Genomic DNA, 25,275 nt, shown 5'->3' with positions numbered 1-25,275 from the left:
TGACCGCCTCGTGGCCAATGGAAAGCCGAAGCTCGTTGCCCTGATCGCCGTCGCCCGCAAGCTGCTGACCATCCTCAACGTCATGATCAGGACGAAAACACCATGGCAACCCGCTTGACAGCGAACACAGTCGCTCACCCGTCTCGCCGCTGCGCCATAGCCGATGCAAAGCATCGGCGTTCCTAAGAGACGGCGGCCAGAGGCCGCCTATGCCACCCTCTCCCACAAGGGGCGAGGGGCAGAACGTCACGGCTTGTTCGGATCGAACCGCTTCTCCAGGCCCGTCCAGCAATCCGCGTAATTGTCCTGCAGCGTCGACGACTTCGCGGCATGCGCTGTCACGCGCTGCGGGTAGCGGGTCTCGAACATGAAGGCCATGGTGCCGGTCAGCTTGACCGGTTTCAGCTCGCCGTTGCTGGCGTGCTCGAAGGCATCGCGGTCGGGGCCGTGCGGCAGCATGCAATTGTGGAGCGAGATGCCGCCCGGGACAAAACCCTGCGGCTTGGCGTCGTAGACCCCGTAGATCAGGCCCATGAACTCGCTCATGATGTTCATGTGATACCAGGGCGGGCGGAAGGTGTTGTCGGCCACCATCCAGCGCTCGGGGAAGATCACGAAGTCGATGTTCGCGGTGCCCGCGGTCTCCGACGGCGAGGTCAGCACCGTGAAGATCGAGGGATCGGGGTGATCGAAGCCGATCGCGCCTACCGGAGAGAAGGTGCGCAGATCGTATTTGTAGGGGGCGTAATTGCCGTGCCAGGCCACGACGTCGATCGGCGAATGCGGCAACGTGGTCTTGAACAGCGATCCGCCCCATTTCACGTAGAGCTCGGTCGGCGTGTCCTTGTCCTCGTAATGCGCGACCGGGGTGAGGAAGTCGCGCGCGTTGGCGAGGCAATTGGCGCCGATCGGCCCGCGCTCCGGCAGCGTGAAGGCGCCGCCATAATTTTCGCAGAGATAGCCGCGCGCGGGACCGTTCGGAATCTCGACGCGGAATTTGACGCCGCGCGGGATCACCACGATCTCGCCGGGCTCGGCGTCGATACGGCCAAATTCGGTGACGACACGCAGATTGCCCTGCTGGAGCACGAACATCAGTTCGCCGTCGGCATTGTAGAAGTGCTGGTCCACCATCGATTTGGTGATGAGGTAGACATGCGCGGCCATGCCGGCCTGCGTGTTGACGTCGCCGGCGGTCGTCATGGTCTGCACGCCCTGAAGGAAGGTCATGTCCTCCTTCGGGATCGGCGCCGGATCCCAGCGCAACTGCGCAATCGGCAAATCGTATTCATGGCAGGGCGCCGAGCGCCACAGGCCGGCATCGGCCTTCTCGAAGCGGCCGGAGTGCTTCACCGACGGGCGGATGCGATAGAGCCAGGAGCGTTCATTGGTGCCACGCGGCGCGGTAAAGGGCGAGCCGGAAAGCTGCTCGGCATAGAGGCCGTAGGCGCAGCGCTGCGGCGAGTTGCGTCCGATCGGCAGCGCGCCCGGCAGCGCCTCGGTCTCGAAGCTGTTGCCGAAGCCGGACATGTAGCCCGGCGTGACCTGCGCCGAGCTGCGGATGATCTGGTCGGGCGAGGTGTTGACGTTCATGACTATCCTCCTCCTTGCAGGGCGGCCCACATTTCCTGGTCGCGCTTGTCGGTCCAGATCACGGGGTCGTCGATCCCCGATGCCTCGTCATAGGCGCGCGACACGTTGAACGGCAGGCAGTGCTCGTAGATGGCGAAGCTGTGGAACTTCGGGTCCATCACTTCGCGCGTCGCCGCCATCGATTCCTTCAGCGTACGCCCCTTCGCGACCGAAATCTCGGCGGCGCCATACAGCGACGTGACGAAGTCGCGCGTCATCGCGATGGCTTCGCGCACCGTGGCCGTGCCCTTCAGCGCATCGCCGCGGCCCGGCGCGATCGCCTTGGGATTGAAGTTGCGGATCTCGTTCAGCGTCAGCGGCCATTCGCGCAAATGCGCATCACCGCAATAGCAGGCCGAGTGATATTCGATGAGGTCGCCGGAGAACATCACTTCGGCATCCGGCACCCAGGCGACGATGTCGCCGGAGGTGTGGCCGGCCCCTAACTGCATCAGGCGCACCTCGCGCTTGCCCAGATAGATCGACATCTCGCCTTCGAAGGTCAGCGTCGGCCAGGTCAGGCCGGGAATGCTCGCGGCATCCTGGAACAGCCGCGGGAAGCGGCCGTATTCGGAATCCCAATCCTGCTGGCCGCGCTCCTCGATCAGGCGATAAGTCTCCTGCGAGGCCACGATGCCCTGCGCCTTGTAGGCGGAAGCGCCCAGCACGCGGACGGCGTGATAGTGCGACAGCACGACATATTTGACCGGCTTGTCGGTGACGGTGCGGACGCGCTCGATCACCTTGTTGGCCATCGCCGGCGTCGACTGCGCGTCGAACACCAGACAGCCGTCGTCACCGACGATGATCGCGGTGTTCGGATCGCCCTCCGCGGTGAAGGCATAGAGATCGGTGCCGATCTCGGAGAAGGTGATCTTCTTCTCGGAGAGATCGCCGGTGGATGCGAAGTTCTTCGCCATCAATTCGTCCTCAGGTCTTTGGGTTATTGTTGTTGCTGTTGTTGCTGCTGGCCGTCGGTCATGCGCCGCGTCGCGAGCACGATCGCCTCCCGCAACACGTCGATGTCGCCGATATGGTTGGCGAGGATCAGGACCAGTGCCGCGTCGAAATCGGCGCTCTGCTCGTCGGTGAAGCCGCGGTGCGCCTCGACGATGGCACGAAACGCATCGTCGGGCCGCGCGAAGTTGGAGCTGGTTGAAAGCGGCATGCGAATCCTCAATTCAAGCCTTGGGCCCGCGACAACGCGGCCGCGATCGCCGCACGCGTCGGATGGCGGAAGCGCGCCGCAACGTAGCCGTCGGGCCTGAGCAGATAAGCTGTATCAGGCTCGGCGCCATAGCGCTTTGCGACAAGGCCCGAGGGATCGGCGAGCCCGCCCTCGCCACCGATGCGGATATCCTTCACACCATCGGGCGCATCGATCGCCGCGCCATTGCTGAACGACAGCAAGGTGAAGTCCGTTCCACCCCGGCGGAATGCGTCCGTCAGATAGGCCTGCTCGCCAACGGGCGCGTCGAGCATGGAGCAGCCGGGCAACGGTCCGCCGCGCCACGCATCGGCGTCGGGCGATGACAGCGGCGAGTCGTAGCTGCACGGCACCGAGAGCCGCCCGCCATTGACCATGCGCTTGCCGAACTCCGTTTCCTTGGCCAGCGACAGCACCGCCTTGCGCAGCCGCGCTTCCTGATGCGAGTTCGGCGCCATGAAATCGGTCGAGCGGGTGGATTCGCGGATGTTCTCGTCGGCCGCGAGACTCCGCTCGACATGGTAGCTCTCGAGCAGGCTCGCGGGCGAGGTGCCGCGCAGCACGCGGTCGAGCTTCCAGGACAGATTCTCCGCGTCCTCTAGCCCGGAATTGGCGCCGCGCGCACCGAAGGGCGAGACCTGATGCGCGGAATCGCCCGCAAAAATCACCCGGCCGTGGAGGAAGCGATCCATCCTCCGGCACTGGAATTTGTAGAGCGAGATCCACTCGAACTCGAACTTGTCGTGACCGAGCATGCGCGCGATCCGCGGCCGCACATTCTCCGGCTTCTTCTCGACGACGGGATCGGCAAAGCGATTGAGCTGGAGATCGATGCGCCAGACATCGTCGGGCTGCCGGTGCAGCAGCGCGGAGCGCCCGGCATGAAACGGCGGATCGAACCAGAACCAGCGCTCGGTCGGGAACTCCGCCGTCATCTTGACGTCGGCGATCAAGAACTGGTCCTCGAACACCTGTCCCGCGAACTCGGCGCCGACCATCTGCCGCAGCGAGGAGCGCGCGCCGTCGCAGGCGACGACATATTGCGCGTGCAGGCGATAGGCGCCCTCCGGCGTCTCGATCGTCAGCGCGACGGAATCGTTGCGCTGTTCAAGCGCCGTCACCTTGTTGCGCCAGCGCAGATCGATCTCAGGCAGATCACTGATGCGATCGACCAGATAGGCCTCGGCGTAATATTGCTGGAGATTGATGAAGGCCGGCCGCTTGTGACCGTCTTCCGGCAGCAGGTTGAACTGGTAGAGCTGCGACTCGCCATGGAAGATGCGGCCGACGCTCCACACCACGCCCTTCTCGACCATGCGGTCGCCGACGCCGAGCCGGTCCCAATATTCGAGCGATCGCTTGGAGAAGCAGATCGCGCGCGAGCCTTCGCCGATCCGGTCGGCATCATCCAGAAGGACGACGCGCTGGCCGCGCTGGGCAAGGTCGATCGCGAGCGACAGCCCCACCGGGCCCGCGCCGACGACCGCCACGGGATGCTCGGCCGCGTTGTGGCCGGGACGATCCTGGTCGGGGTGGCGGCGATAGCCGAACTGGGTTTTGGCCTGCTGCGTATTGGCCTGCGCCATGCGCTAACCTCGGCTCTGGTCAAGAGAGGACTGATCTGCTAGATAGTCTCACGTGCAACTATTTTGGACCCGAGCCGGCCGGCCGTCAACAGGAATTCGGAGCGCAAGCCTTGGCGAGGACATCCAGCGATGCGGCGCTGAAGAGACAAGAGATGGACGAGGCATCGCCGCGGCCGAAGGCGCGGCTCGATTTGTTCAAGTTCGTGCCATTCCGCCTCAACCGGCTTGCGGCGGAGGTGAGTTCCGCGCTTGCGGTCGAATATCAGGAGCGTCACGGCCTCGACATTCCGGCCTGGCGCGTGATCGCCACGCTCGGCTTCCGCAACGAAGCCTGTAGCGCGCAGTACATCTCGCAATGCACCCGCACGCACAAATCGACCATCAGCCGCGCCGTGACCACGCTGCTGCACCAGGGGCTGATCGAGCGGGTCGAGAACGAAGCCGACCGCCGCGAATTCCGCCTGCAACTGACGAGGAAGGGTCGCGCGCTGTACGAAGAGCTGTTCCCGCAATTGCTGCGGCGGGAAGACGAGATCCTCGCCTGCCTCTCCGCGCAGGAGCGCAAGCAGCTCTCGGCCCTGCTCGGCAAGATCGAACAGAGCCTCGACCTGATCCAGACCAGCGAAGAGGCCGACGCGAAAGAGGCGTATTAGGGCGCGTACTCATAGAGGTGCAGACGTCGGCTTTTGGGAGGCCGATTGAGAAAGCTTGGCAGGTCCGTGACGGCACTAGCTTATATAACGGCGCTACTTACGCCGTTTGCTGCAACTCGCGCATACGCCGCTGACATAGGTTATCTGGCTTCCCCCGGAGTCGCTGCAAACGAGTTTCCCTCACCACAGCGCCCTGTTGCACGGATCGTCAGCCCGCGCCGCGCCGCCGAAGAGCGCCGAGACGCCCTCAATGAGGCCGGTCAAATCGCACGTGCTCTTGAACTGAAACCAGGTATGACAGTGGGCGACATTGGAGCAGGCAGCGGCTACCACACGGTCAGGCTCTCGCACCTCGTCGGCCCCGCCGGCTCTGTCGTTGCCCAGGACGTCACGCGGGATTACCTCATCGAGCTCGCCAGGCGAACAGAACGTCTGAAGTTGACGAACGTGCAATTCGCCCTCGGCGAACCACACGACCCGCGTCTGCCCGCTTCCTCGCTGGATGCTGCAATCCTCGTGCACATGTATCACGAGATAGCCCAACCCTATGCCTTCCTCTACAATCTCGCGGCCGCTCTAAAGCAGGATGCGCGGGTCGGAATTGTCGATCTTGAGCTTCCGACGTCGAAGCACGGCACACCAATTGAACTCTTGCGCTGCGAATTGACCGCCGTCGGCTATCGCGAGGTCGCCACATATAAGCTCGCAGGGGACGGAGGATACCTGGCGGTATTCTCTCCGCCGGAGGTAGCGGCTCGAAAATCTCCCCGCAATATCGTTGCTTGTGCGGATCCTGCCGGCACTCGCTGACACCACGCCCGCCGCCCGTCTCAGAGGCTGAACATGTCCGAAGAAGAGGTCAGACCGGAAGTCGCCGGCTGAGGCTCGAACCGGCGCTTTTGACCCAAAGCAGACTTTCACCGGCCTGATTACACTTCCAAGGCGCCACCTTTTGTCTGTACGATAGTTCGGCTTGGCTGAGGGCCGCATGAAACGGCGCAAGTTCATCACGGTTGTTGGGGGTATGGCTGCAACGTGGCCGTTCGCAGGTCATGCTCAGCAATCGACCAGGCTTCATCAGATCGGTGTGCTTTCACTCGGCCGCGGTGACAAGTCCGACGCAAGTCTAAAGACTCTCGATGCGTTTGTGCCGGCATTGCGTGTGCTCGGCTATACTGAAGGAAAGAATGTCGCGTTTTACCGTAAATTCGCAGACGGCGATGAGGACAAGCTCAACGCGTACGCGCAGGAATTCGTGACGCACCGCGTCGACGCAATTGTTGCTTTGGCTACCCCGGCCGTCCGCGCAGCCAAGAAAGCGACTTCCACCATTCCGATTGTCGGCATAGGTATGGCAGATCCCGTCGACGACGAACTCGCTTCCAGCCTGGCGCGGCCGGGCGGCAATGTCACCGGGACGGCATTTCTCGGCCCGGAGTTGGTGTCCAAACGGCTTCAACTGCTTAAGGAGATCGTTCCCGGTCTCTCTCACGTTGTCGTTTTGTGGCACCCTCGTGCATACGGTGAGCGCACAATGAAGGGGATGCTGAACGAGATTGAGAGCGCCGCCCGATCTCTCGGAGCAAGCCTTCAACTTGTGCCGGCGGATAGCCCCGCCGATCTCGAAAGTGCGTTTGCGGAGTTGGCCAAAGCGCGAGCGGATGGTCTCGTCGTGTTTCCTAGTCCGATGCTGTACAGCCAGTACTCTCGGATTGTACCCTTTGCCGAGAAGAACCGCCTCCCGACGATCTACGCCGCCAGAGAGGGCGTGGAGCTCGGTGGCCTTGTCTCTTACGGAGTCAACCTGCCTGACCTGTCACGCGCGACCGCTATCTATCTGGACAGAATACTTAAAGGCGCAACGCCGGCCGAGTTGCCGATACAGCAGCCAACCAAGTTCGAGCTGGTTGTAAACCTTAAAGCGGCCAAGGCGCTTGGTTTGGCGGCTGGTCGAGACTCTCTCCTGACCGCCGACGAAGTGATCGAATGAGCAGGCAGAATGTCTGCGATTGGCCCGAATCGAACCTCCGGCGATGCTCCTTTGCGCGCTGCTTTCAGGAGCGCAGCAGACATCAGGCCCGCCTGATCTGAGCCGCGCTTAGGGCTCGCAAGTACACGCCCCGGATTCCGTCATTTCGCAAACGACCGCGACGGCGGCAAATGCAGCGCCCAGGCATCGACCTTGGCGCTGGCACGCGGATAGATCTCCGTCACGATCGGATCATGGCCGGGAATGAACCTGTCAGGATGACCGGCGAGGCGTTCGATCGTCTCCCAGCCCTGCGCCATGTCACCGATATTGTAGACGATGGGGAACGGGCTCTTGCGCTGCAGATTGGCGTAGTAATGCGCGGCATCGGACGCCAGAACCAACGGCCCGCGCGCGGTCTCGACCTTGACCACCTGCAAGCCGTCGGAATGGCCGCCGACACGATGCACGGTGACGCCGGGCGCGATCTCGCCGTCGCCGGAATAGAAGGTTACGCGTTCGCCATAGACATGACGCACCATCTGCGTGACGTGCTCGACCGAGAACGGATGTCGCAGCAGTCCGTTGCACATGCAGCGTCCCGTCGCGTAAGCCATCTCGCGCTCCTGGAGATGGAAGCGCGCATTCGGGAAGCGATCGAGATTGCCGGCGTGGTCGTAATGCAGATGCGTCACGATAATGTCGCGAACGCTCGACGCCGCGACGCCGAAGCGCTCCAGCGCATCGACCGGATTGAGCGTCAGCTTGCGCGCCCGCGCGCTCGCCTCCTCGGCATTGAAGCCGGTATCCACCAGGATGTCGCGGCCGCCGCCGCGGATCAGCCAGACGAAATAGTCGAGATCCTGCGCCGCGCTGTCATGCGGGTCGGGCTGAAGGAAATTCATGTTGGGGGTGCGGGGCGACATCGTCGCATAACGCAGGGCGTAGATTTCGTAGGCGTTTCCCATGGTTTTCTTTTCTGAGTTGGACCTTCGGGGACGATCGAGCACACCAAGCCATCGTCGGCCGTAAAGGTCAAACACCGGAGGGCTGCGACAGCGTCCAGCCTGCTATGTGAGACCCCTCACATCTTCTTTGCCGCGGCTGCTCCAGCATCCTGCCGCAGAGTCGAACCAGATGGCGCCGAGCACAACCGTGACAGTCCGTTTATTCCCCTCCCGGCGCGCCCATGCATCGCGGTCAATTGTCGCGATAATGCCGAATCTCCAAGCGGTTGACGCCCCCCTTCCGCGGTTTGATAATGCACATTGCGTAAGTTAAGGTCGCCGCGGCGCAAGCTGGTAACGGCGCCTTTTTGGCTGGACCGCGCTGATTATGAAAATTCGCTTCCTTTTTCTTCTGCCCTTGCTCGTTTCGCTCGTCCCGGTTGCGCCATCCCTGGCCGCCGGCGACCGTTATGCGTTGGTCATCGGCAACGCCAAATATCCGGACGCGGACGCCCCGCTGAAGGAACCGCTCAACGACGCGCGCGACGTCGCCGACGAGCTCAAGCGCGACGGCTTTTCCGTTGAAATCGGCGAGAACCTGACCGGCGACGGCATGCGCCGCGCGTTCGACAAGCTCTATGGCAAGATCAAGCCGGGCTCGGTGGCGCTGATCTTCTTCAGCGGTTTTGGCATCCAGTCGGCGCGCCAGAGCTATATGCTGCCGATCGACGCGCAGATCTGGACCGAATCCGACGTCCGCCGCGACGGTTTCAGCCTGGAGACCGTGCTCGGCGAGCTCAATACCCGCGGCGCGGGCGTCAAGATCGCGCTGGTCGACGCGTCCAGGCGCAATCCCTTCGAGCGCCGGTTCCGCAGCTTCTCGGCCGGCCTGACGCCGGTCATCGCGCCGAACGGCACGCTGGTGATGTACTCGGCGGCACTGGCCTCGGTGGTCTCGGACGCGGGCGGCGATCACAGCCTGTTCGTCCAGGAGCTCCTGAAGGAGATCCGCGTCCCCGACCTGATGGCCGAGGAGACGCTGAACCGCACCAAGATGGGCGTCACCCGCGCCTCGCGCGGCGAACAGGTGCCGTGGATCTCCTCCTCGCTCGCCGAGGATTTTTCCTTCATTCCGGGCGCCGGCGGATCGCGTCCGTCGATGACGGCACCGCCGCCATCGCCGCCGGTGGTCGCCAACAATCCGCCGCCGGCTCCGCCCGCACCGCCTCCGCCGCCGAAGCCGGCGGACACGGCAGCGGCACCTGCTCCAGCACCTGCTCCTGCTCCGGCTCCGGCGCCCTCACCGAAACCGCAGGTCGAGGCCGCCTTGCCGCCGGCGCCACCGCCGGTGAAACCAGCCGAGACCACCCCCGCACCAAGCATGGATAGCGGGCCGAGTGCGGCCGCGCTGGCGGAGGATCCGACCATCAAGGGCCTGACCGCCAAGATCGCCGCCAATCCTGATGACGTGAATGCGCTGTACCGGCGCGGTCAGGTCTATGCCAGCAAGGGCGCCTACAATTTGGCCATCAAGGATTTCGACGAGACGCTTCGGATCAACGGGAAGGACGTCGAGGCGCTGAACAACCGCTGCTGGACCCGCACCGTGGTCGGCGATCTCCAGGGCGCGTTGAAGGATTGCAACGAGGCGCTGCGGCTGCGGCCGAATTTCGTCGATGCGCTGGACAGCCGAGGGCTCGTCAATCTGAAATCGGGAGCGGTCAAAAACGCCATCGCCGATTTCGACGCAGCCCTGAAGATCAACCCGCGCCTGACCTCCTCGCTCTTTGGCCGCGGGATTGCCAAGCAGCGCAACGGCTCGGCGCAGGAAGGCGCGCTCGACATCGCCAATGCCAAGGCGATGGACCCGAACATTGTTCAGGAATTCGCAAGCTACGGAGTACGCTAGTATTTTTTTGAGTTGAGGCGGCAGACGCCTCGAACCCTCGGCGGCCCAGGGAACACTAACGGACGGATGCCGCAGGCGGCCTTTCCCGGGGGGCGATTGCAGGAATTTTGGAACCGCGCATGTCAGCTGCGCAGGAGGGACTGGCAATGAGATTGGCTGCAAAGGGATTTACCGCGATCCTGTCCATCATCACGGTCGGCGCTGCTCTGTCGCTGACGACCCCGCTCGCGTTCGCGGGCGACGACGGCAACAGCAAGAACGTCACCGAGGACGAGATCGTCCGCGCGCTGGCGCCGCCGCCGAAGAAGCCGTTGACCCGCGGCCTCTCGATCGCCCCGCAGGCCGATCCCGCACCCAGTGCGGCGGAAACCAAGCTGATCCAGTCCGTGCGCGGCCGCCCGACGCGTTCGCTTTCGTCGACCGAGCGCGAAGAGATCGCGTCGGTCGCCAAGGACAAGCCGAACATCGATCTTGAGATCACGTTCGACTACAACTCGGCCAATATCAGCGCCAAGTCGCTCGCCTCGGTACAGGCGCTCGGTCGCGCGCTGACCAGCCCCGACCTGAAGGGCTCGACCTTCGTGGTGGCCGGCCACACCGACGCCGCCGGCGGCGAGGGCTATAATCAGGACTTGTCGGAGCGCCGCGCGGACTCGATCAAGCGCTACCTCGTCGACAAGTACGGCATCGCCGCGACCGATCTCGTCACCGTCGGCTACGGCAAGAGCAAGCTGAAGGACCCGGCCCAGCCGATGGCGGAGGTCAATCGTCGCGTGCAGGTCGTCAACATGGAAAACAAGACCACCGCATCGAAGTGAGAGCACGACGTAATCCTTTGAAGTGCTAAATCCTTTGAACTGCCAAGTCGTGATGTGGTGTAAAGTCTTGCTTCAAAAGCGCGTCCCGCAGCCTTGCGGGACGCCGCTTTATTTCAGGGAAACGCTCTCAGCAGGCCTCGTGCGGATGGCCGTGAGCCAGGCCAGGACAATCCGGCGATGAACGCCTCCGAATATCTCAAGCCTGCCGGAACCGTGGTGTTCGTCGTTGCGCTCGGCGTCGGCTATTACCTGTTCGAGCATCGGCATCGCCCCGAGGCGAAGGAAACGCCGAGCGAGGCGCTCGTCATCGTGGCGAAGTCGACCAACGCCTGCTTCTCCGACCTCGTGCGGGTGACCGGCTTCTTCGTGCCGCGCCGCGAGGCCGTGGTCGTCGCCGACCAGGAAGGCTCCAGGGTCACCGACCTCTTCGTCACCGAAGGCGCCATAGTCACCGACAATCAGGAGCTGGCGCGCCTGACGGCGCCGCCGCAGATCCCCGGCCAGCCGCAAAGACCCGGCCCGCAAGGCCCGATCTCGCTGAAGGCGCCCGCGCCAGGCCTCGTCACCGAAGTGCGCACCATCGTCGGCGCGCCCGCCTCGCCGCAGGCCGGCCCGATGTTCCGCATCGCCGTCAACAACGAGATCGAGCTCGACGCCCAGGTCCCGGCGGTGCACATGCCCAAGCTCAATCCCGGCGCCACCGTGCGCATCAGCCGCGATGACGCGCCCGATTTGATCGGCCGGGTCCGGCTGGTCGCGCCCGAAATCGACCGCACCACGCAGCTCGGCCGCGTCCGCATCAGCGTCACCAACAATCCATCGCTCAAGGTCGGCGTGTTTGCCCGCGCCTCGATCGACGCCAAGCGAAGCTGCGGCGTCTCGATCCCCAAGACCGCGATCGACCATCTCACCATTCAGGTCGTCAAAAACAATATTGTCGAGACGCGCAAGGTACGGGTCGGGCTGTCGTCCGACAGCGCGACGGAAATCCTGGAAGGCCTCGAGGTCGGCGAAATCGTCGTGGCCGACGCCGGGTCTTCGCTCCATGACGGCGACCAGATCAAGACCATGTTCGCCGATGAACTCGATCGCACGCGGGTACGCTGATGGCTCTCAATATCTCGGCTTGGTCGATCCGCAATCCGCTGCCGTCGGTCGTCTTCTCGATCATCCTCCTGGTCCTCGGCTGGGTGTCCTTCACCAAGCTCGCGGTGACGCGGCTGCCCTCGGCCGACATTCCCGTGATCTCGGTCGTGGTGTCGCAATTCGGTGCCGCGCCCGCAGAACTCGAATCCCAGGTCACCAAGACGGTTGAAGACGCCGTCTCCGGCGTCGAGGGCGTCAGGCATATCACCTCCTCGATCACCGACGGCGTGTCAGTGACCACCATCCAGTTCGCGCTGGAAACCAACACCGACCGCGCGCTCAACGACGTCAAAGACGCGGTGACGCGGGTGCGCTCCAACCTGCCGCAGAACGTCACCGAGCCGCTGATCCAGCGCGTCGACGTGATCGGCCTGCCGATCGTTACCTATGCCGCGATCTCGCCTGGCAAGACGCCGGAGCAGCTCTCCTACTTCGTCGACGACGTGGTCAAGCGCGCGCTGCAGGGCGTGCGCGGCGTCGCCCAGGTCGAGCGCATCGGCGGTGTCGAGCGCGAGATCCTGGTCTCGCTCGACCCGGACCGGATGCAGGCAATGGGGCTGACCGCGGTCAATGTCAGCCAGAGCCTGCGCGGCACCAATGTCGACGTCGCCGGCGGCCGCGCCGAGATCGGCAAGAACGACCAGGCGATCCGCACGCTCGCGGGCGCCAAGACGCTGGGCGATCTCGCCGGCACCATGATCCCGCTGTTCGGCGGCGGCGAGGTCCGGCTCGACGATCTCGGTACCGTCACCGACACCATCGCGGACCGCCGCACCTTCGCCCGCTTCAACGGCGAGCCGGTGGTCGCCCTCGGCATCAAGCGATCCAAGGGCGCCAGCGATGTGAAGGTGGCCGAGGCCGTGCAGAAGCGCATCGACGCGCTGAAGGCCGCCTATCCCGACGTCGACCTGAAGGTGATCGACACCTCGGTCGAATATACCAACGGCAATTACCACGCGGCGATCTCGACCCTGTTCGAAGGCGCCATCCTTGCCGTCATCATCGTGCTCCTGTTCCTGCGGGACCTGCGCGCCACCATCATTGCCGCGATCTCGCTCCCGCTGTCGATCTTCCCGGCGTTCTGGGCGATGGACCTTCTCGGCTTCTCGCTGAATCTCGTCAGCTTCCTCGCCATCACGCTGTCGACAGGTATCCTGGTCGACGACGCCATCGTCGAGATCGAGAACATCGTCCGGCACATGAACATGGGCAAATCGCCCTACCGTGCCGCGCTCGAGGCCGCCGACGAAATCGGCCTCGCGGTGATCGCGATCTCGCTGACCATCATCGCGATCTTCGCGCCCGCAAGCTTCATGTCGGGCATCGCCGGACAGTTCTTCAAGCAGTTCGGCATCACCGTCTCGGTGCAAGTGTTCTTCTCGCTGCTCGCGGCGCGCTTCGTCACGCCGGTGCTGGCCGCCTACTTCCTCAAGCACCATGCGCACGAAGAGCCGCCGCCCGGCCGCGTGCTGCGCGCCTATCACCGGATCGTGGCCTGGTCGGTGAAGCACCATTTCATCACCGTGCTGATCGGCTTCGGGGTGTTCGCCGCCTCAATCTGGAGCATCACGCTGCTGCCGCAGGGCTTCCTGCCGGCGCAGGACAGCGCGCGCTCGCTGCTGGCGCTCGAGCTGCCGCCGGGCACCCAGCTTGCCTACACCGAGAAGGTCACCGAGGACATCGTCGCTCGCCTGCGCAAGCGGCCGGAGGTGAAGAGCATCTTCGTCGATGGCGGGCGCGTCCCGCCGGGCACCCAGGAAGTCCGGCGCGCCTCTCTGATCATCAACTACACGCCCAAGGACAGCCGCGACATCACCCAGCGCGAGCTCGAATTCTCGATCAGCCAGGAGCTGGAGAACGTTCCCGACATCCGCTTCTGGTTCCTCGACGAGAACGGCCTGCGCGCCATCTCGCTGGTCGTGACCGGCGTCGACGCCAACATCGTCAACAACGTCGCCAGCGAGCTCGCGACGCAGATGAAGCGGATTCCGACCATCTCCAACGTGATCTCGGAAACCACGCTCGAGCGGCCCGAGCTGCGCATCGAACCGCGCGCAGATCTCGCTGCGCGCCTCGGCGTCTCCACGGAAAGCCTGTCGCAGACCATCCGCGTCGCCACCATCGGCGATGTCGGGCCCGCGCTCGCCAAGTTCGACGTCGGCGACCGCCTGGTGCCGATCCGCGTCCAGCTCGAGGACGCCGCGCGCGGTAATCTGAGGACGCTCGAACAGCTGCGCGTGCCGCTCGGCGAGCGCGGCGAGAAGGGCGGCGTGCCGCTCTCGGTCATCGCCGACGTCAAGCTCGACCAGGGTCCGACCAGCATCAACCGCTACGATCGTGAGCGGCAGGCAACCGTCGCCGCCGACCTCGTCGGCTCCGCCGCCCTCGGCGACGCGACCAAGAAGATCTACGACCTGCCTGTGATGAAGAGCCGGCCGAAGGGCGTGAAGGTCTCGCCCTCCGGCGACGCCGAAAGCCTGAACGAGCTGTCCGACGGCTTCGCCACTGCGATCACCGCGGGCCTGATGATGGTCTACGCCGTGCTGGTGCTGCTGTTCGGCACCTTCCTGCAGCCGATCACCATCCTGTTCTCGCTGCCGCTCTCGATCGGCGGCGCCATCGCCGCACTGCTGATCACCGGCAAGCAGCTCACCACGCCGGTCTGGATCGGCATCCTGATGCTGATGGGTATCGTCACCAAGAACGCGATCATGCTGGTGGAATTCGCCATCGAGGCAATCCGCGCCGGCAAGCCGCGCGAGGAAGCGATGATCGACGCCGGCATGAAGCGCGCGCGCCCGATCGTGATGACCACGATCGCGATGGCAGCGGGCATGATGCCGAGCGCGCTCGCGGTCGGCGCCGGCGGCGAGTTCCGCTCGCCGATGGCGCTCGCGGTGATCGGCGGCCTGATCTTCTCGACCATCCTGTCGCTGGTATTCGTGCCCGCGATGTTCATGGTGATGGACGATCTAGGCGCCCTGATCTGGCGATTCGCCAAGCGGCTGATCGTGCACAGCGAGGATGCCGAGACCGCCGATCATCACGGCGCGGCGCCGGATAAAAAGGGCATGGTGCACCCCGCGGCGGAGTAGCCGTGATACGGACGTCGACAACTCAAGCTGGTTCAGCGAGCGGCGTCAGCGAACCCGGCGCCGCAGAAGATCGTCTTCGCTACCAAGCATTCAAGCGCACCGGTCGCGCCTCCAGAACGACAAAGCGGTTTAGCCGATCTCCCTACTCGTTCCGCGCGATCGCCGTCAGCTTGGTCATGTTCCGCAGCAGGATGCGGCCGCGCTGGAGATCCAGGATCGCCTCCTTGCGCCAGGCCTGAAGCTGGCGGTTGACGCTCTCGCGGGCCGCGCCGACGAAGATGCCGAGCTGCTCCTGCGAGATGTGGACCTCAGAGCCGAAATCGGCGGCGAGCGCGCAGAGCCGCCGCGCCAGCCGAACCGGCAGCGGTTGAAGCATGGATTCTTCCATGCGCTCGCTCTGCCAGCGGATGCGTTGGCACAGCAGCGCGATGATCTTGATCGCGACCTTCGGCTCGCGTTCGAGGAAGCTGAGAAAATCTTCGCGCCGCAGCACGAACAGTTCACTGGCTTCGCCTGCGGTTGCATCCGCAGTGCGGCTCTGGCCGTCCAGCACCGCGACCTCGCCGAACAGGTCGCCCGGCCCCATGAAGTTCAGGGTCAGACGGCTGCCGTCGGAGACGCCGGTCTCGATACGGACCTGGCCCCGGCGCACGCCGAACAGCGCGTCCCCCGCATCGCCCTTCTGGAACAGCACCTCGCCATTCCCCAGATGCTGGGTGTGGCAGAGATTCGACAGCCGCTGGAGCTCGTCTGCGCCGAGATCGGCGAACATCGCGTTCATCTTCAGGATGACCGCAAATTCGGCCTGCTTGCTCATTTCAATGTCCTTGTGAATTTCCTTAGCCAGTTTCCCTGGCAAATCGCTTGGAACCATCAAATCAGGATCGTGTAAAACCGCGCCGGGGAAGTGTGTCATAAGTCACATAACTTTGCAGCACCCCCTGACTATTTTTACGTGCTTGGAGCCGCTTCCCGTCCGGGGATAAACTCAGGCGCAAAGGACGGATGCATAGGACGGTCATCTGCGGGATTCGCCGCCGATTGTCCGCCGTTGGAAAGTCGACATGAGAGCAGTGAAATTCGCCGGCGCGGTGATAGTCGCCGTCATCATCGTGATCGGGCTTCTCCTCGTGATCGGGATTCCCTCGGGATTCCTGACCACGACGATTGCCTCGCGGGTCGAGAGCGCGACCGGCTATCGCCTGTCCATCGACGGCACCACGAAGATCAGCCTCTGGCCGACGCTGAACGTCACGCTCAACGATCTCACGCTCCAGGACCCGAAGGACCGCAGCGGCATCACGCGCCTGACGGTCGACAGCGTGCAGGCCGACATGTCGCTCTCGAGCGTATGGTCGGGCAGCCCGAAGATCAGCGAACTCGTCGTCACCCATCCCGTGCTCCACCAGCCGCTGCTGCGTGAGCGACTGCCGAATGCCGGCACCGCGTCGAGGCCGCTGGCGCTCGACACCGGTGGCGCGACCATCGACCGCGTCAAGATCATCGACGGTGAAGTCGCATTCGCGCGCGTGCGCGACCGTGTCGAGGGCCGCATCAGCGCCATCAACGCCGACGCCGTCGTTGGCCGCGACCGCAAGGTCGACATCGCCGGCACCGCGCGGGTCGGCGATCACCCGACCAAGTTCGACATCAAGGCGTCGACGCCGGCGCTGCCGGCCGACCGGCCGACCATTCCGGTGGATTTCGCCATCGACATGCCCGATGTGCTGAAGTCCCAGCTCACCGGTCATGCCGAGATGCGGCTGAGCGGCGATGTCGTGATGATCAACGGCGTGAACGGCAGGCTCGGCGACGGCGCCTTCAACGGCTGGGCCTCGGTCGATATTGCGAGCAAGCCTCTGGTCAAGGTCGATCTCGACTTCCAGCGACTCGCGATTCCGGTGGCGAAATCGCCGGAGGGCACGTCGGGACAGCCCTGGAGCAATGCACCGATCGACGTGTCCGGGCTCAATTATGTCGACGCGCAAATCAGGATCTCCGCGAACGAGGCCGTGATCGGCGATACGCGCCTCGCGCCGTTGGCGCTCGATGCGAAGCTCGCCGGCGGCGTGCTGAAGGCCGGCACCGCCAATCTCGGCGCCTATGACGGCCAGGTCTCGGGCGAGGTGATCCTGGATGCCACAAGCGGCGCACCGAGCTTCGCCATGCATTCCGATCTCGTCGGCGTACGCGCATTGCCGCTGCTGCAGGGCCTTGCCGAGTTCGACCGGATCGACGGCAAGCTGCAGGCCAAGCTGGCGCTGCGCAGCGCCGGCACCAGCCAGCGCGCGCTGATGGCGAACATGCAGGGCACGGCCTTCGTCAATTTCCAGGACGGCGCCATCCGCGGCATCAATATCGCGCAGATGATCCGCTCGCTGACATCGGGCACGCTGTCCGGCTGGCAGGACAGTGAGGCCCAGAGCACGGATCTGTCGCAGCTCTCGGCGTCCTTCCGCATCGACAAGGGTCAGGCGGTGACGACCGATCTCAACCTGATCGGACCGCTGGTGCGCGTGACCGGCTCCGGCACCATCGCCCTCGACACCAAGATGATGGGTTTTCGCGTCGAGCCGAAGCTCGTGATGACCACCGAAGGCCAGGGCCGCGCGTCGGAGCCGGTCGGCTTCGGCATTCCCGTGATGATCCAGGGCAGTTGGTCGCAGCCGCGGATCTACCCTGACATGGCCGGCATGCTGGACAATCCGGACGCCGCCTATGCCAAGCTGCGCGAGATGGGCAAGGGCCTGTTCGGCCCTGATGGCGCCGGGCTCGGCAATATCCTGGGCAGCCTCGGCTTGGGCAGCACCGCCGCGCCGGGCGGCGGCAACGCGACCGGCAACGCCAATCCGCAAACCCAGCAGCCGGGACAGAACAACCCGCTCGGCGGCCCGCTGGGCGAGGCGATCGGCAATCTGATCCAGCAGGGGCTTTCCAGCGGCGCGGGGACCAGCACTGGCACCGGCCGCAGCCGCGGCGTGCCGGCAACACCGTCCACCCCCACTCCGCAGGCCTCTCCCGCGCCCTCGGCCCAAGACGACCCAGCGGTGGTGCAGCAGGACAGCCAGCCGATGAACGACGTGCTGCGACAACTCTTTAATAATCGATGATTGGCCGACCAACGCACTGGACTCCACGCCAATCCTTACATCGGCCTCCCCGTCCGCCGCTCCCTCCAAAGGGATGAGGCCGCGACAATTCACGACCCTTCCGGCCCAGCCCGGCGTCGACAGTGGGTAACCACGCTGGCCAGTCCAGAGGTCGCTGGACGGTCCGCTGGCCCGAATTGTGGTAGAAGGGCGCCTGGACCGGTACGGCCCGTAGCGCCGGCGTCGATGACGGCGCGAGAGGATCTGGATGGCGGGAGCGAAAGACAAGACACGGTTTCTGCGCGAGGGCCTGTTCGCCAAATACGTCGTCTCCCTCGTCGGCCTCGTCGTGTTTGTCCTCGCCGTCAACGGCGCGATGGAGACCTGGATCTCCTATCGCGCCACCAAGACACAGCTGACCGACGGGCTCGACGACAAGGCGCAAGGAGCCGCCCGGCGGATCGAGCAGTCGATCTCCTAGCTCGAGCGCCAGATCAGCTGGGTGACGCGGGCAAGCCAGGACACGCTCGAGAAGCGCCGCGCCGACTACGCATCGCTCCTGCACCAGGTCTCGGTCGTCAACCAGCTGTTCCAGCTCAACGGCGAGGGACGCGAGGTGCTGCGCGTCTCGCGCCAGTCGACCACGACCGGCGGCAATGCCGACCTCTCCCGCGACATGCGCTTCACCGACACGGTTGCCCGCGGCGTCAGCTACGCTCCGGCCTGGTTCTCCGACCGGACGCCGATGATGTCGATCTCGGTGGCGCATTCCGGCTTCAACGCCGGCGTCACCGTGGCCGAGATCGACCTCAGCTTCCTCTCCGACTTCCTGTCCGACGCGCAGGTCGGCAAGGCCGCGTTCGCCTATGTGGTCGATCCGCGCGGCCGCGTGCTGGCGACGTCGTCGAAAGGGCCCGATGTCGGCAAGGACCTGTCGAAGCTGCCGCAGGTGGCGGCGGCGATTGCGCCCGGCCGCGAGCCCGACACCTCGGGCACCGACTTCAACGGCCATGCGGTGATGAGCGCCGCCAGCACCGTGCCGAAGCTCGGCTGGAACGTGATGTTCGAGCAGCCGACCACGCAGGCGTTGATGCCGATCCGCGACCAGCTCGTGCGCATCGCGCTCTTGATCGGCATGGGCCTGATGGTCGCGATCCTCGCCGGCACGCTGCTCGCCCGCCGCATGATCATCCCGATCACGGCGCTGCGCGACGGCGCGCACAAGCTCGGCGAAGGCGATTTCAGCCACCGCATCGACGTCCATACCTCCGACGAGCTGGAAGACCTCGCCGGCCAGTTCAACCGCATGGCCGGCCAGCTCCAGGAAACCTATTCGGACCTGGAGACCAAGGTCGAGGAGCGCACCCGCGATCTCGCGCAGTCGATCAACGAGCTCAAGGCGCTGGAAGAGGTTGGCCGTGCGGTCGCCTCATCGCTCGATCTCAACGCCGTGCTGCCTACCATCGCGGCGCGTGCGATCGAGATCACCCATGCCGATGCGGTGCTGATCTACGGCTTTGATGCCGAGACGCGCCGCTTCAACCTGATCGAGTCCAACGGCATCGACAAATCGGCCGACGGTGCGCATGTCACGATCCAGCAAGGCGCGAACATCCTGAGCGATGCCGCCGAGAGCGGCGAGCCGATCGCGATCGCCGATCTCGACCGGGCCTCCGAGCAGCCGCTGCGCGACGTCGCGATCGATGCCGGCTTCCACTCGGTGCTGGTGGTGCCGCTGGTCGACCAGCAGGGCACGCTCGGCTCGCTGGTGGTGCTGCGCCGGGCCGGTGGCAAGTTTGGCGGAAGCCTCACCGGCCTGATGCGCACCTTTGCCAACCAGGCCGTGCTGGCGATGCGCAACGCGCGGCTGTTCACCGAGGTCGATCACAAGGGCCGCGAGCTCGCCGCTGCGCACAACACCGTACAGCAGCAGGCGGCAAAGCTCCAGGAGCAGACCGAGCAGCTTCGCAACTGGAACCGCTCCCTGGAAGAGCGCGTCGAGAAGCAGCTCGGCGAGATCAGCCGCATCAAGCGGCTCGAACGTTTTCTCGCGCCGCAGGTCGCCCAGCTCATCGCCTCGTCGGATGGTCATGACTCGCTGCTCGACAGCCATCGCCGCGAGGTCACCGTGGTGTTCTGCGATTTGCGCGGCTTTACCGCCTTCACCGAGGCGACCGAGCCGGAAGAGGCGATGAACGTGCTGCGCGAATATCACGCCGCGCTCGGCAAGCTGATCTTCAAATACGAGGGCACGCTCGACAAATATGCCGGCGACGGCGTGATGATCCTGTTCAACGCGCCGATCCAGTTCGAGGACCACACGCGGCGCGCGGTGCAGATGGCGGTGGAGATGCGCGACACGATCGGCCCGCTGACCGAGAAGTGGCGCAACCGCGGGCACACGCTCGGCTTCGGCATCGGCATCGCGCTCGGCTATGCCACGCTCGGCCAGGTCGGCTTCGAGCAGCGGCTGGAATATGCCGCGATCGGCAGCGTCACCAACCTCGCCTCGCGTCTCTGCGACGAAGCCAAAGCCAACCAGATCGTGGTCAGCCGCCGCGTCTACGGCATCGTCGAGCCCTGGGTCGAAGTCCGCGCGCTCGACGACCTCGTGCTCAAGGGGTTCAACCATCCCGTGCTGGCGATGGAGATCTTGTCCTGGCGCGCGGAAGTGGAGAACGTGGTGGATGCCGCGGCGGCGCGGCGGAGAGGGTAGCCAACAACAAAAAATGCGAAAACAACCCCGTGCACAGTAGACGGGGGCTGGCGGATCAATGACTTACGCGGGTGCCGCGTGGTTTGACACGTCGGGCAAAACACCGGCAGAACGTCATCATCCCCCACATCCCGCCCACGAACCACATCCCTCCTCCCCGCGACTAACCATCGCCTCAACGTCGAGGCTCGATTTCGGATGGAGACGATCGTGGCGCTTGCCTTGCCTTCGCGCGCGTATGATTTGCAGATGCTGGACCGTCCCGCCGATCGTGCGCGCGATCAGGGTTGGGTCTTTGGCCTGCCGCCGGGCATCAGCAGCGAGCAATGGCCGCTCGATCCCATCACCGGCTTTCCGCTAATGCACGGTTTTACGCTTCTGCTGCCGGACGATTATCGCGTGCATGGCGAGGACATCGTTGCGGTCTCATTCTTCGCCACCGCGCCCGACCACAATGACGGCGGGGCGCCCGATGATCCCGAGATTCGCGAGGCCGTGGCGGCGCGACCAGCGCATCCGCGGCTGTCGCGCATGACCGATATTCTCGACTACGAATATGCCGCGTTGCTGCTGACCAAGGCCGAATATGAGGGCGCATTCGCGGCGCCGCCGGCACCGCTTCCGCTTGCGACGGCAGATCGGCCGCGCTGGCTCGACGTCGGCGGCGCCAGCGCCTTCTTCGAGGCCGCCGCGCCTTACGCAAAAAAGATGTTTGCCGCGCAGCCGCGCGCCGATCTCAGCGAGACCCGCGCGATCGCGCTTGTGCCGCGCGCGACCGATCCCAATGCCGGCAAGGGCCCGCAGAACGAGCACACAAGGCAAAACCCGCCGACCGGTTATCAGCCATACTATTATTATGTCGGCGGCGTGCCGAGCCGTGACAATTTCCGCCTGCACGACTGGGGCAAGGATCACGCGCACAACCATCTCGGCGGCACCATGCGGCCGTGCCAGGCGGTACCGGAGATGAGCCCGTTCTACATCGAGTTCGAGGAATATTTCGGCGGCTACAATTTCGGCGGCGGCAATGCGCAGCTCGACTTCAAGGACATGAAGTTCGATTGGGCGTGCGGCTGATCACGCCCCGCGCTTCGGCCCGATCGCCTCGAAGCCGGCCTTCTGCTCGTCGCTCAAGTCTGCCTCGAAATCGTCGAGCGCGTCGCCGACGCCCTTCACCGCTTGCAGCATCGTCTCCAGCCGCGCCTTCACGGCGGTGAGGCGGGCCTGCGGCGTGGGCTCGGCCTTGGACGGGCACGCACTCAGTGTCTCCATGGTGCGCAGCGTGGTGTCCTGGAGCACCTCAAGCCGGGCGCGAGCGGTGTCGTCGAGCCTCAGCGTGGACGCGATCTCGCCGGCGGGCCATTGCTGCTGCACGAGCTGCTCGTATTGCCGCTGCGCCTGCACATCATAGCGGGGATCGTAGCCGGCCTCGCAGGCGGCTGGCGCCTGCGCGTCCTTGCGCTGGCCGGCCGCAAGCGCGGCACGGCGCTCATTGGCCAGCGCGTCGAGCTTTGCCTTCTGGCCGGCATCGAGGAGATCGACGAACTTTGCGAGCGGCGGCGCGATTGCGTCCGTCGCCTTGATCATGGCCGCGAGGCGCGTCTGCATCAGGCCGAGGCGCTCCGCGGCGGTCGCGGGGACCTGCGTCGGGCAGGCCGTACGAATGGTGTCGCGCGCAGCGACCCAGGCGGTCGCGAGCTCATCGAGCGCTGCGCGCTGCAATTCGTTCGGCTGCACCAGGGCGGCGATGCGGTCGAGCGGCAGGCCGCCGGTGTCGCTGGCATCGCAAACGACCTCGACCGAAGGGACCTTTCGCGCGCGCCTGCCTTGCGGCGCTGTGTAGGCGGCGAACTCCGTGGCCGCATAGGGCGCGAAGATCGCGGCGTAGATGTCGCCATAACCATAGAGCGAGAGGCCGGTCGTATCGCCCAGAATGATTGCGGTGGTGAGGTCGTCATGCGCGAACGGCCAGAACACCGGGCCCGCCCAGCCATAGCTGCCATCGGGGTGGCGCCACCAGCCCTGCGGGCGGCGGCCACCGTGCCAGCCCGACAGCGCAGCTTGCGCCGTAAGCGCCGCACGCAAAATGTAGGGGTTGGCCGGCTGGCCGCGCTCGGCGCCGCGAGGATCCTGCGACCTCAACGCGGCGGAGCGATATCGGTCGCCCCGTACCGCCATGCGTGCATGGCGCAGGCGCGACATTCCGATCATGTGGCCGACGGCAAAGCGCGCGACACCGAGCGGGCCGCCACGCAATCCGAACTGCGCTTCGGCCTTATTCGGCAGCAGCACTGCCGCAATCACAAGAGTAGCGCCCGCCAGCGCCAGTCCCATGCGTCTGGACATGAAAGCGGACCTGACCACTTCGGCCTCCTCCCAGCGGCAAGCGCGCACTGCGGCGTATCACAATGACGCGCTGGGGAACCGAATGTTCCGGAGAGACGGAGGGCAAAGCGTCGCAACGCGCACCGGCGTTGCCGATGCGGTCTCACTCCGCCTTCCGCGGCACCACAAAAGTCTGGCCGGGGTAGATCAGGTTGGGGTTGTGGATCTTGCCCCGGTTGGCGTTGAAGATCACCGCGTAGCGGGAGCCGTCGCCGTAGGCGAGCTTGCTGAGCGCCCACAGGCTGTCGCCGCGGGAGATCACCCGGTTGCCGCCTGCTTCGGCCGGTGCGCCGCTGATGGCGTCCGCCGGCGACGCCGATGCAACGGTCGTGGCCTCGGGTGCCCGCGCCATCACCCTAGGCTTCGGTGCCCCGATGAATCTCGGCCGGGCCGCGGACCGGTCAGGCGCTGACGCGAGGCGCGCCGATTCCTGGCGCGACGATGCCGACGGCAGGGATGCCACGACATCAGACTTGTCGTCGTGCCTCTCGGCCTGCTTCGGCGCTTGTGCCGGCTCCTGCCTCGCGACCCGCGCGGGCGGCGGCGCGGCTTCGGCGATGGTCACCGGCATGCTGCGGCCCGATTGCGTGACGGTGCCATCGGGCGCCTTCGCCCGCAGGGTCAGTTCATAGGAACCGGCGGGAAGCTGCGGCGGGGTCATCACGAACTGGCCCGAGGCATCGGCGACCACCGTGTGGAGCGGCTTGCCGTCGCGCAGCAGCTCGACCTGTGCACCCGGCGCGGCCCGACCCGCGATCACCGCCGCCTCGCCGTGATCGTCGACGCGCGCGACGTCGAACCGCGGACCAGCATCGGTCGTGACCGCCGGCGGCTTGGCCGGCACGAGATCGGCCAGCGCCGTGGCCTGCTTCTGCGTCTCGGCCAGCGCATCGACATTCGGCGCGGAAGCTGGGGGCGCCGATGGTGCGGGCGGCGCGCTGGCGGCGAGCTTTGGCTCGTCCAGCTTCGGCTCTGGCTTGGTCTCCGCCTTGGCTTCGGGCTTTGCCTCCGGCTTGGCGGCGACGGCGATCTCGGTCTGCGCGCCGCCCGGCAGCAGGCGGCGCAGCTCGGTGGGACCGATCACCAGCAGGGTGCCGCCCACCGCGAGCAGGCAGAATGCAATGAAGGCCTTGGAAGCGGTGATCATCAGACAATGAACCCTTGGGTCGCAAATTAACCGAGGCCGGCAAATTGCGCCGATTTGGCTGCGTCAGCAAGTCGATCATTGGGATGATGCACCTTTCGTTCCGGCACGCCCGGCGTGAACCGGCGGGGCACCGACGGCGTCAAATCACCGAGGCCGGATCGCGGTCATTTCTTGAGGATTTTTTTCCGTGACCGCATTTTGCCGTCCCGCGCCATGGCTGGCGCTTGTCCTGACACTGGCCGCCTCTCCGGCGCTCGCCGCATCCGGCCCGCCGCCGGACTACATCCTCACCAACAATGCCGGCCTCGCCTTCACCTCGCCCGATGGCGCCACCAGGATCGAGCAGTACATGAAGGACGGCGGGGATTGGGACGTCAAATGGCAGGCCTGGGCTCGCCGCGGCGAGCAGATGACGGAGCTGAAGCCCGAGCAGGGCTACGGGGCCGGCTTCCGCTTCACCAGCGACTCGCAATGGCTGGTGCGGATGCAGAAGACCGGCTCGGGCGAGCAGGACCTCTATCTCTACCATGTCGAGAAGGGCGCCTTCGCGAGCGCGACGAAGAAGCCGCTCAGCGATCTCGCCTGGGCGTATTTCTACGGCCGGCCGGAGACGAAGAGGTTCGCCAAGCTCGACTTCCACATCTCGGCCAATCTCATGGAGGGTACGGAAGAGGCCTATCGCTCGCTCGGCATGGACTGGCCCAACAACCGCTACCTCGTGATCTCGCTGTCGGGCGAATATGACAACCATCCCAAGAACGTCGCCATGAAGGGACTGGGCGGCTGGCGTTGCCGCTATGATCTCGAGACCGGAAAGTTCGACGTGCCCGAGACGTTCGCCAAGAAGAATGCGGAAGCCTTGAGGTGGGAAATCCGCCGGTGATCCCCCGGAATCGCGTCAGCGTAAATCCAGCCTGCGGAGCTCCCGCCGACGAGGGAAACCAACCCTCTGATTCCGTTCCGATTCATGTTTTCC

18 protein-coding genes and 2 pseudogenes are annotated in these 25,275 nt (G+C 65.1%); 12 read left to right on the top strand and 8 right to left on the bottom strand.

What is annotated here, in order from left to right; all coding sequences use genetic code 11:
* A pseudogene (locus QJT78_RS24085) lies at positions 1-118 on the top strand (IS110 family transposase); the annotation flags it as partial.
* A gap of 128 nt (positions 119-246) precedes the next feature.
* Here the strand turns inward: QJT78_RS24085 and hmgA are convergent.
* The 4 genes from hmgA to QJT78_RS24065 are packed head-to-tail and all read right to left on the bottom strand — an operon-like array spanning position 247 to position 4,425.
* Positions 247-1,593: a homogentisate 1,2-dioxygenase gene (gene hmgA, locus QJT78_RS24080; protein ID WP_038943436.1), complete on the bottom strand. Its 1,347-nt coding sequence runs from the start codon at positions 1,591-1,593 to the stop codon at positions 247-249.
* A 2-nt stretch (positions 1,594-1,595) separates the two neighbouring features.
* On the bottom strand, positions 1,596-2,552 hold the full coding sequence (locus QJT78_RS24075; protein WP_028149290.1) for an MBL fold metallo-hydrolase: 957 nt from the start codon (positions 2,550-2,552) through the stop codon (positions 1,596-1,598).
* 23 nt (positions 2,553-2,575) lie between these two features.
* Positions 2,576-2,800: a DUF2783 domain-containing protein gene (locus QJT78_RS24070; RefSeq protein ID WP_038943435.1), complete on the bottom strand. Its 225-nt coding sequence runs from the start codon at positions 2,798-2,800 to the stop codon at positions 2,576-2,578.
* A gap of 8 nt (positions 2,801-2,808) precedes the next feature.
* Positions 2,809-4,425 (bottom strand): FAD-dependent oxidoreductase, encoded by a 1,617-nt coding sequence (locus tag QJT78_RS24065; protein WP_038943434.1) that lies wholly within the window; start codon positions 4,423-4,425, stop codon positions 2,809-2,811.
* 110 nt (positions 4,426-4,535) lie between these two features.
* Here QJT78_RS24065 and QJT78_RS24060 point away from each other — a divergent pair, with 110 nt between their 5' ends.
* From QJT78_RS24060 to QJT78_RS24050, 3 genes are all read left to right on the top strand, one after another.
* Complete coding sequence (locus QJT78_RS24060) at positions 4,536-5,078, top strand: MarR family transcriptional regulator (protein ID WP_028149292.1); 543 nt, start codon at positions 4,536-4,538, stop codon at positions 5,076-5,078.
* 66 nt (positions 5,079-5,144) lie between these two features.
* On the top strand, positions 5,145-5,888 hold the full coding sequence (locus QJT78_RS24055; RefSeq protein WP_038952156.1) for a methyltransferase domain-containing protein: 744 nt from the start codon (positions 5,145-5,147) through the stop codon (positions 5,886-5,888).
* A 178-nt stretch (positions 5,889-6,066) separates the two neighbouring features.
* Positions 6,067-7,068 carry an ABC transporter substrate-binding protein gene (locus QJT78_RS24050; RefSeq protein ID WP_038943431.1) on the top strand — a complete coding sequence of 334 codons (1,002 nt, stop codon included), beginning with the start codon at positions 6,067-6,069 and terminating at the stop codon, positions 7,066-7,068.
* Positions 7,069-7,208: 140 nt separating this feature from the next.
* Here the strand turns inward: QJT78_RS24050 and QJT78_RS24045 are convergent, their stop codons facing one another.
* On the bottom strand, positions 7,209-8,015 hold the full coding sequence (locus tag QJT78_RS24045) for an N-acyl homoserine lactonase family protein (RefSeq protein ID WP_028149294.1): 807 nt from the start codon (positions 8,013-8,015) through the stop codon (positions 7,209-7,211).
* Positions 8,016-8,382: 367 nt separating this feature from the next.
* On the opposite strand from QJT78_RS24045, the gene QJT78_RS24040 reads away from it, so the two are divergent.
* The 4 genes from QJT78_RS24040 to QJT78_RS24025 all read left to right on the top strand — a co-directional run bounded on the left by QJT78_RS24040 (position 8,383) and on the right by QJT78_RS24025 (position 14,962).
* A complete protein-coding gene (locus QJT78_RS24040) occupies positions 8,383-9,903 on the top strand; it encodes a caspase family protein (RefSeq protein WP_028149295.1) in 1,521 nt (506 codons plus the stop codon).
* A gap of 146 nt (positions 9,904-10,049) precedes the next feature.
* Positions 10,050-10,721, top strand: a complete 672-nt coding sequence (locus tag QJT78_RS24035; protein WP_028149296.1) for an OmpA family protein — start codon at positions 10,050-10,052, stop codon at positions 10,719-10,721.
* A gap of 177 nt (positions 10,722-10,898) precedes the next feature.
* Positions 10,899-11,828, top strand: a complete 930-nt coding sequence (locus tag QJT78_RS24030) for an efflux RND transporter periplasmic adaptor subunit (protein ID WP_038943430.1) — start codon at positions 10,899-10,901, stop codon at positions 11,826-11,828.
* Positions 11,828-14,962, top strand: coding sequence for an efflux RND transporter permease subunit (locus tag QJT78_RS24025; RefSeq protein WP_212480591.1), 3,135 nt, complete (start codon positions 11,828-11,830; stop codon positions 14,960-14,962). Before QJT78_RS24030 ends, QJT78_RS24025 begins: the two co-directional genes overlap by 1 nt.
* Positions 14,963-15,104: 142 nt before the next feature.
* Here QJT78_RS24025 and QJT78_RS24020 read toward each other — a convergent pair whose 3' ends face one another.
* Entirely contained in the window at positions 15,105-15,779 is a 675-nt protein-coding gene (locus QJT78_RS24020) for a Crp/Fnr family transcriptional regulator (RefSeq protein WP_028149299.1), read from the bottom strand.
* A 247-nt stretch (positions 15,780-16,026) separates the two neighbouring features.
* Between QJT78_RS24020 and QJT78_RS24015 the strand changes: the two genes are divergently transcribed.
* The 3 genes and pseudogenes from QJT78_RS24015 to QJT78_RS24005 all read left to right on the top strand — a co-directional run bounded on the left by QJT78_RS24015 (position 16,027) and on the right by QJT78_RS24005 (position 21,844).
* Positions 16,027-18,072 carry an AsmA family protein gene (locus QJT78_RS24015; RefSeq protein ID WP_038943427.1) on the top strand — a complete coding sequence of 682 codons (2,046 nt, stop codon included), beginning with the start codon at positions 16,027-16,029 and terminating at the stop codon, positions 18,070-18,072.
* A gap of 247 nt (positions 18,073-18,319) precedes the next feature.
* Positions 18,320-20,767 (top strand): annotated as a pseudogene (locus QJT78_RS24010) (adenylate/guanylate cyclase domain-containing protein).
* A gap of 210 nt (positions 20,768-20,977) precedes the next feature.
* Complete coding sequence (locus tag QJT78_RS24005) at positions 20,978-21,844, top strand: hypothetical protein (RefSeq protein WP_049807644.1); 867 nt, start codon at positions 20,978-20,980, stop codon at positions 21,842-21,844.
* Here the strand turns inward: QJT78_RS24005 and QJT78_RS24000 are convergent, their stop codons facing one another.
* Positions 21,845-23,113, bottom strand: a complete 1,269-nt coding sequence (locus QJT78_RS24000) for a Spy/CpxP family protein refolding chaperone (protein ID WP_281460337.1) — start codon at positions 23,111-23,113, stop codon at positions 21,845-21,847.
* 142 nt (positions 23,114-23,255) lie between these two features.
* Positions 23,256-24,299 (bottom strand): LysM peptidoglycan-binding domain-containing protein, encoded by a 1,044-nt coding sequence (locus tag QJT78_RS23995; RefSeq protein ID WP_028149304.1) that lies wholly within the window; start codon positions 24,297-24,299, stop codon positions 23,256-23,258.
* A gap of 187 nt (positions 24,300-24,486) precedes the next feature.
* Between QJT78_RS23995 and QJT78_RS23990 the strand changes: the two genes are divergently transcribed.
* Complete coding sequence (locus QJT78_RS23990) at positions 24,487-25,182, top strand: hypothetical protein (RefSeq protein ID WP_028149305.1); 696 nt, start codon at positions 24,487-24,489, stop codon at positions 25,180-25,182.
* The last annotated feature ends 93 nt before the right edge of the window (positions 25,183-25,275 follow it).

Origin of the sequence: Bradyrhizobium sp. Mp27, assembly GCF_029953005.1 — a bacterium.
In the GTDB taxonomy this organism is placed as follows: Bacteria; Pseudomonadota; Alphaproteobacteria; order Rhizobiales; family Xanthobacteraceae; genus Bradyrhizobium; species Bradyrhizobium barranii.
This window is presented reverse-complemented; position numbering and strand designations above follow the sequence as displayed.

Coding starts and splice junctions, on each gene's coding strand:
- QJT78_RS24020 (WP_028149299.1), bottom strand. CDS start 15,779: ATGAGCAAGCAGGCCGAATTTGCGGTCATCCTGAAGATGAACGCGATG.
- QJT78_RS24030 (WP_038943430.1), top strand. CDS start 10,899: ATGAACGCCTCCGAATATCTCAAGCCTGCCGGAACCGTGGTGTTCGTC.
- QJT78_RS24050 (WP_038943431.1), top strand. CDS start 6,067: ATGAAACGGCGCAAGTTCATCACGGTTGTTGGGGGTATGGCTGCAACG.
- QJT78_RS24035 (WP_028149296.1), top strand. CDS start 10,050: ATGAGATTGGCTGCAAAGGGATTTACCGCGATCCTGTCCATCATCACG.
- QJT78_RS24045 (WP_028149294.1), bottom strand. CDS start 8,015: ATGGGAAACGCCTACGAAATCTACGCCCTGCGTTATGCGACGATGTCG.
- QJT78_RS24025 (WP_212480591.1), top strand. CDS start 11,828: ATGGCTCTCAATATCTCGGCTTGGTCGATCCGCAATCCGCTGCCGTCG.
- QJT78_RS23995 (WP_028149304.1), bottom strand. CDS start 24,299: ATGATCACCGCTTCCAAGGCCTTCATTGCATTCTGCCTGCTCGCGGTG.
- QJT78_RS24065 (WP_038943434.1), bottom strand. CDS start 4,425: ATGGCGCAGGCCAATACGCAGCAGGCCAAAACCCAGTTCGGCTATCGC.
- hmgA (WP_038943436.1), bottom strand. CDS start 1,593: ATGAACGTCAACACCTCGCCCGACCAGATCATCCGCAGCTCGGCGCAG.
- QJT78_RS24075 (WP_028149290.1), bottom strand. CDS start 2,552: ATGGCGAAGAACTTCGCATCCACCGGCGATCTCTCCGAGAAGAAGATC.
- QJT78_RS24000 (WP_281460337.1), bottom strand. CDS start 23,113: ATGTCCAGACGCATGGGACTGGCGCTGGCGGGCGCTACTCTTGTGATT.
- QJT78_RS24040 (WP_028149295.1), top strand. CDS start 8,383: ATGAAAATTCGCTTCCTTTTTCTTCTGCCCTTGCTCGTTTCGCTCGTC.
- QJT78_RS24015 (WP_038943427.1), top strand. CDS start 16,027: ATGAGAGCAGTGAAATTCGCCGGCGCGGTGATAGTCGCCGTCATCATC.
- QJT78_RS24070 (WP_038943435.1), bottom strand. CDS start 2,800: ATGCCGCTTTCAACCAGCTCCAACTTCGCGCGGCCCGACGATGCGTTT.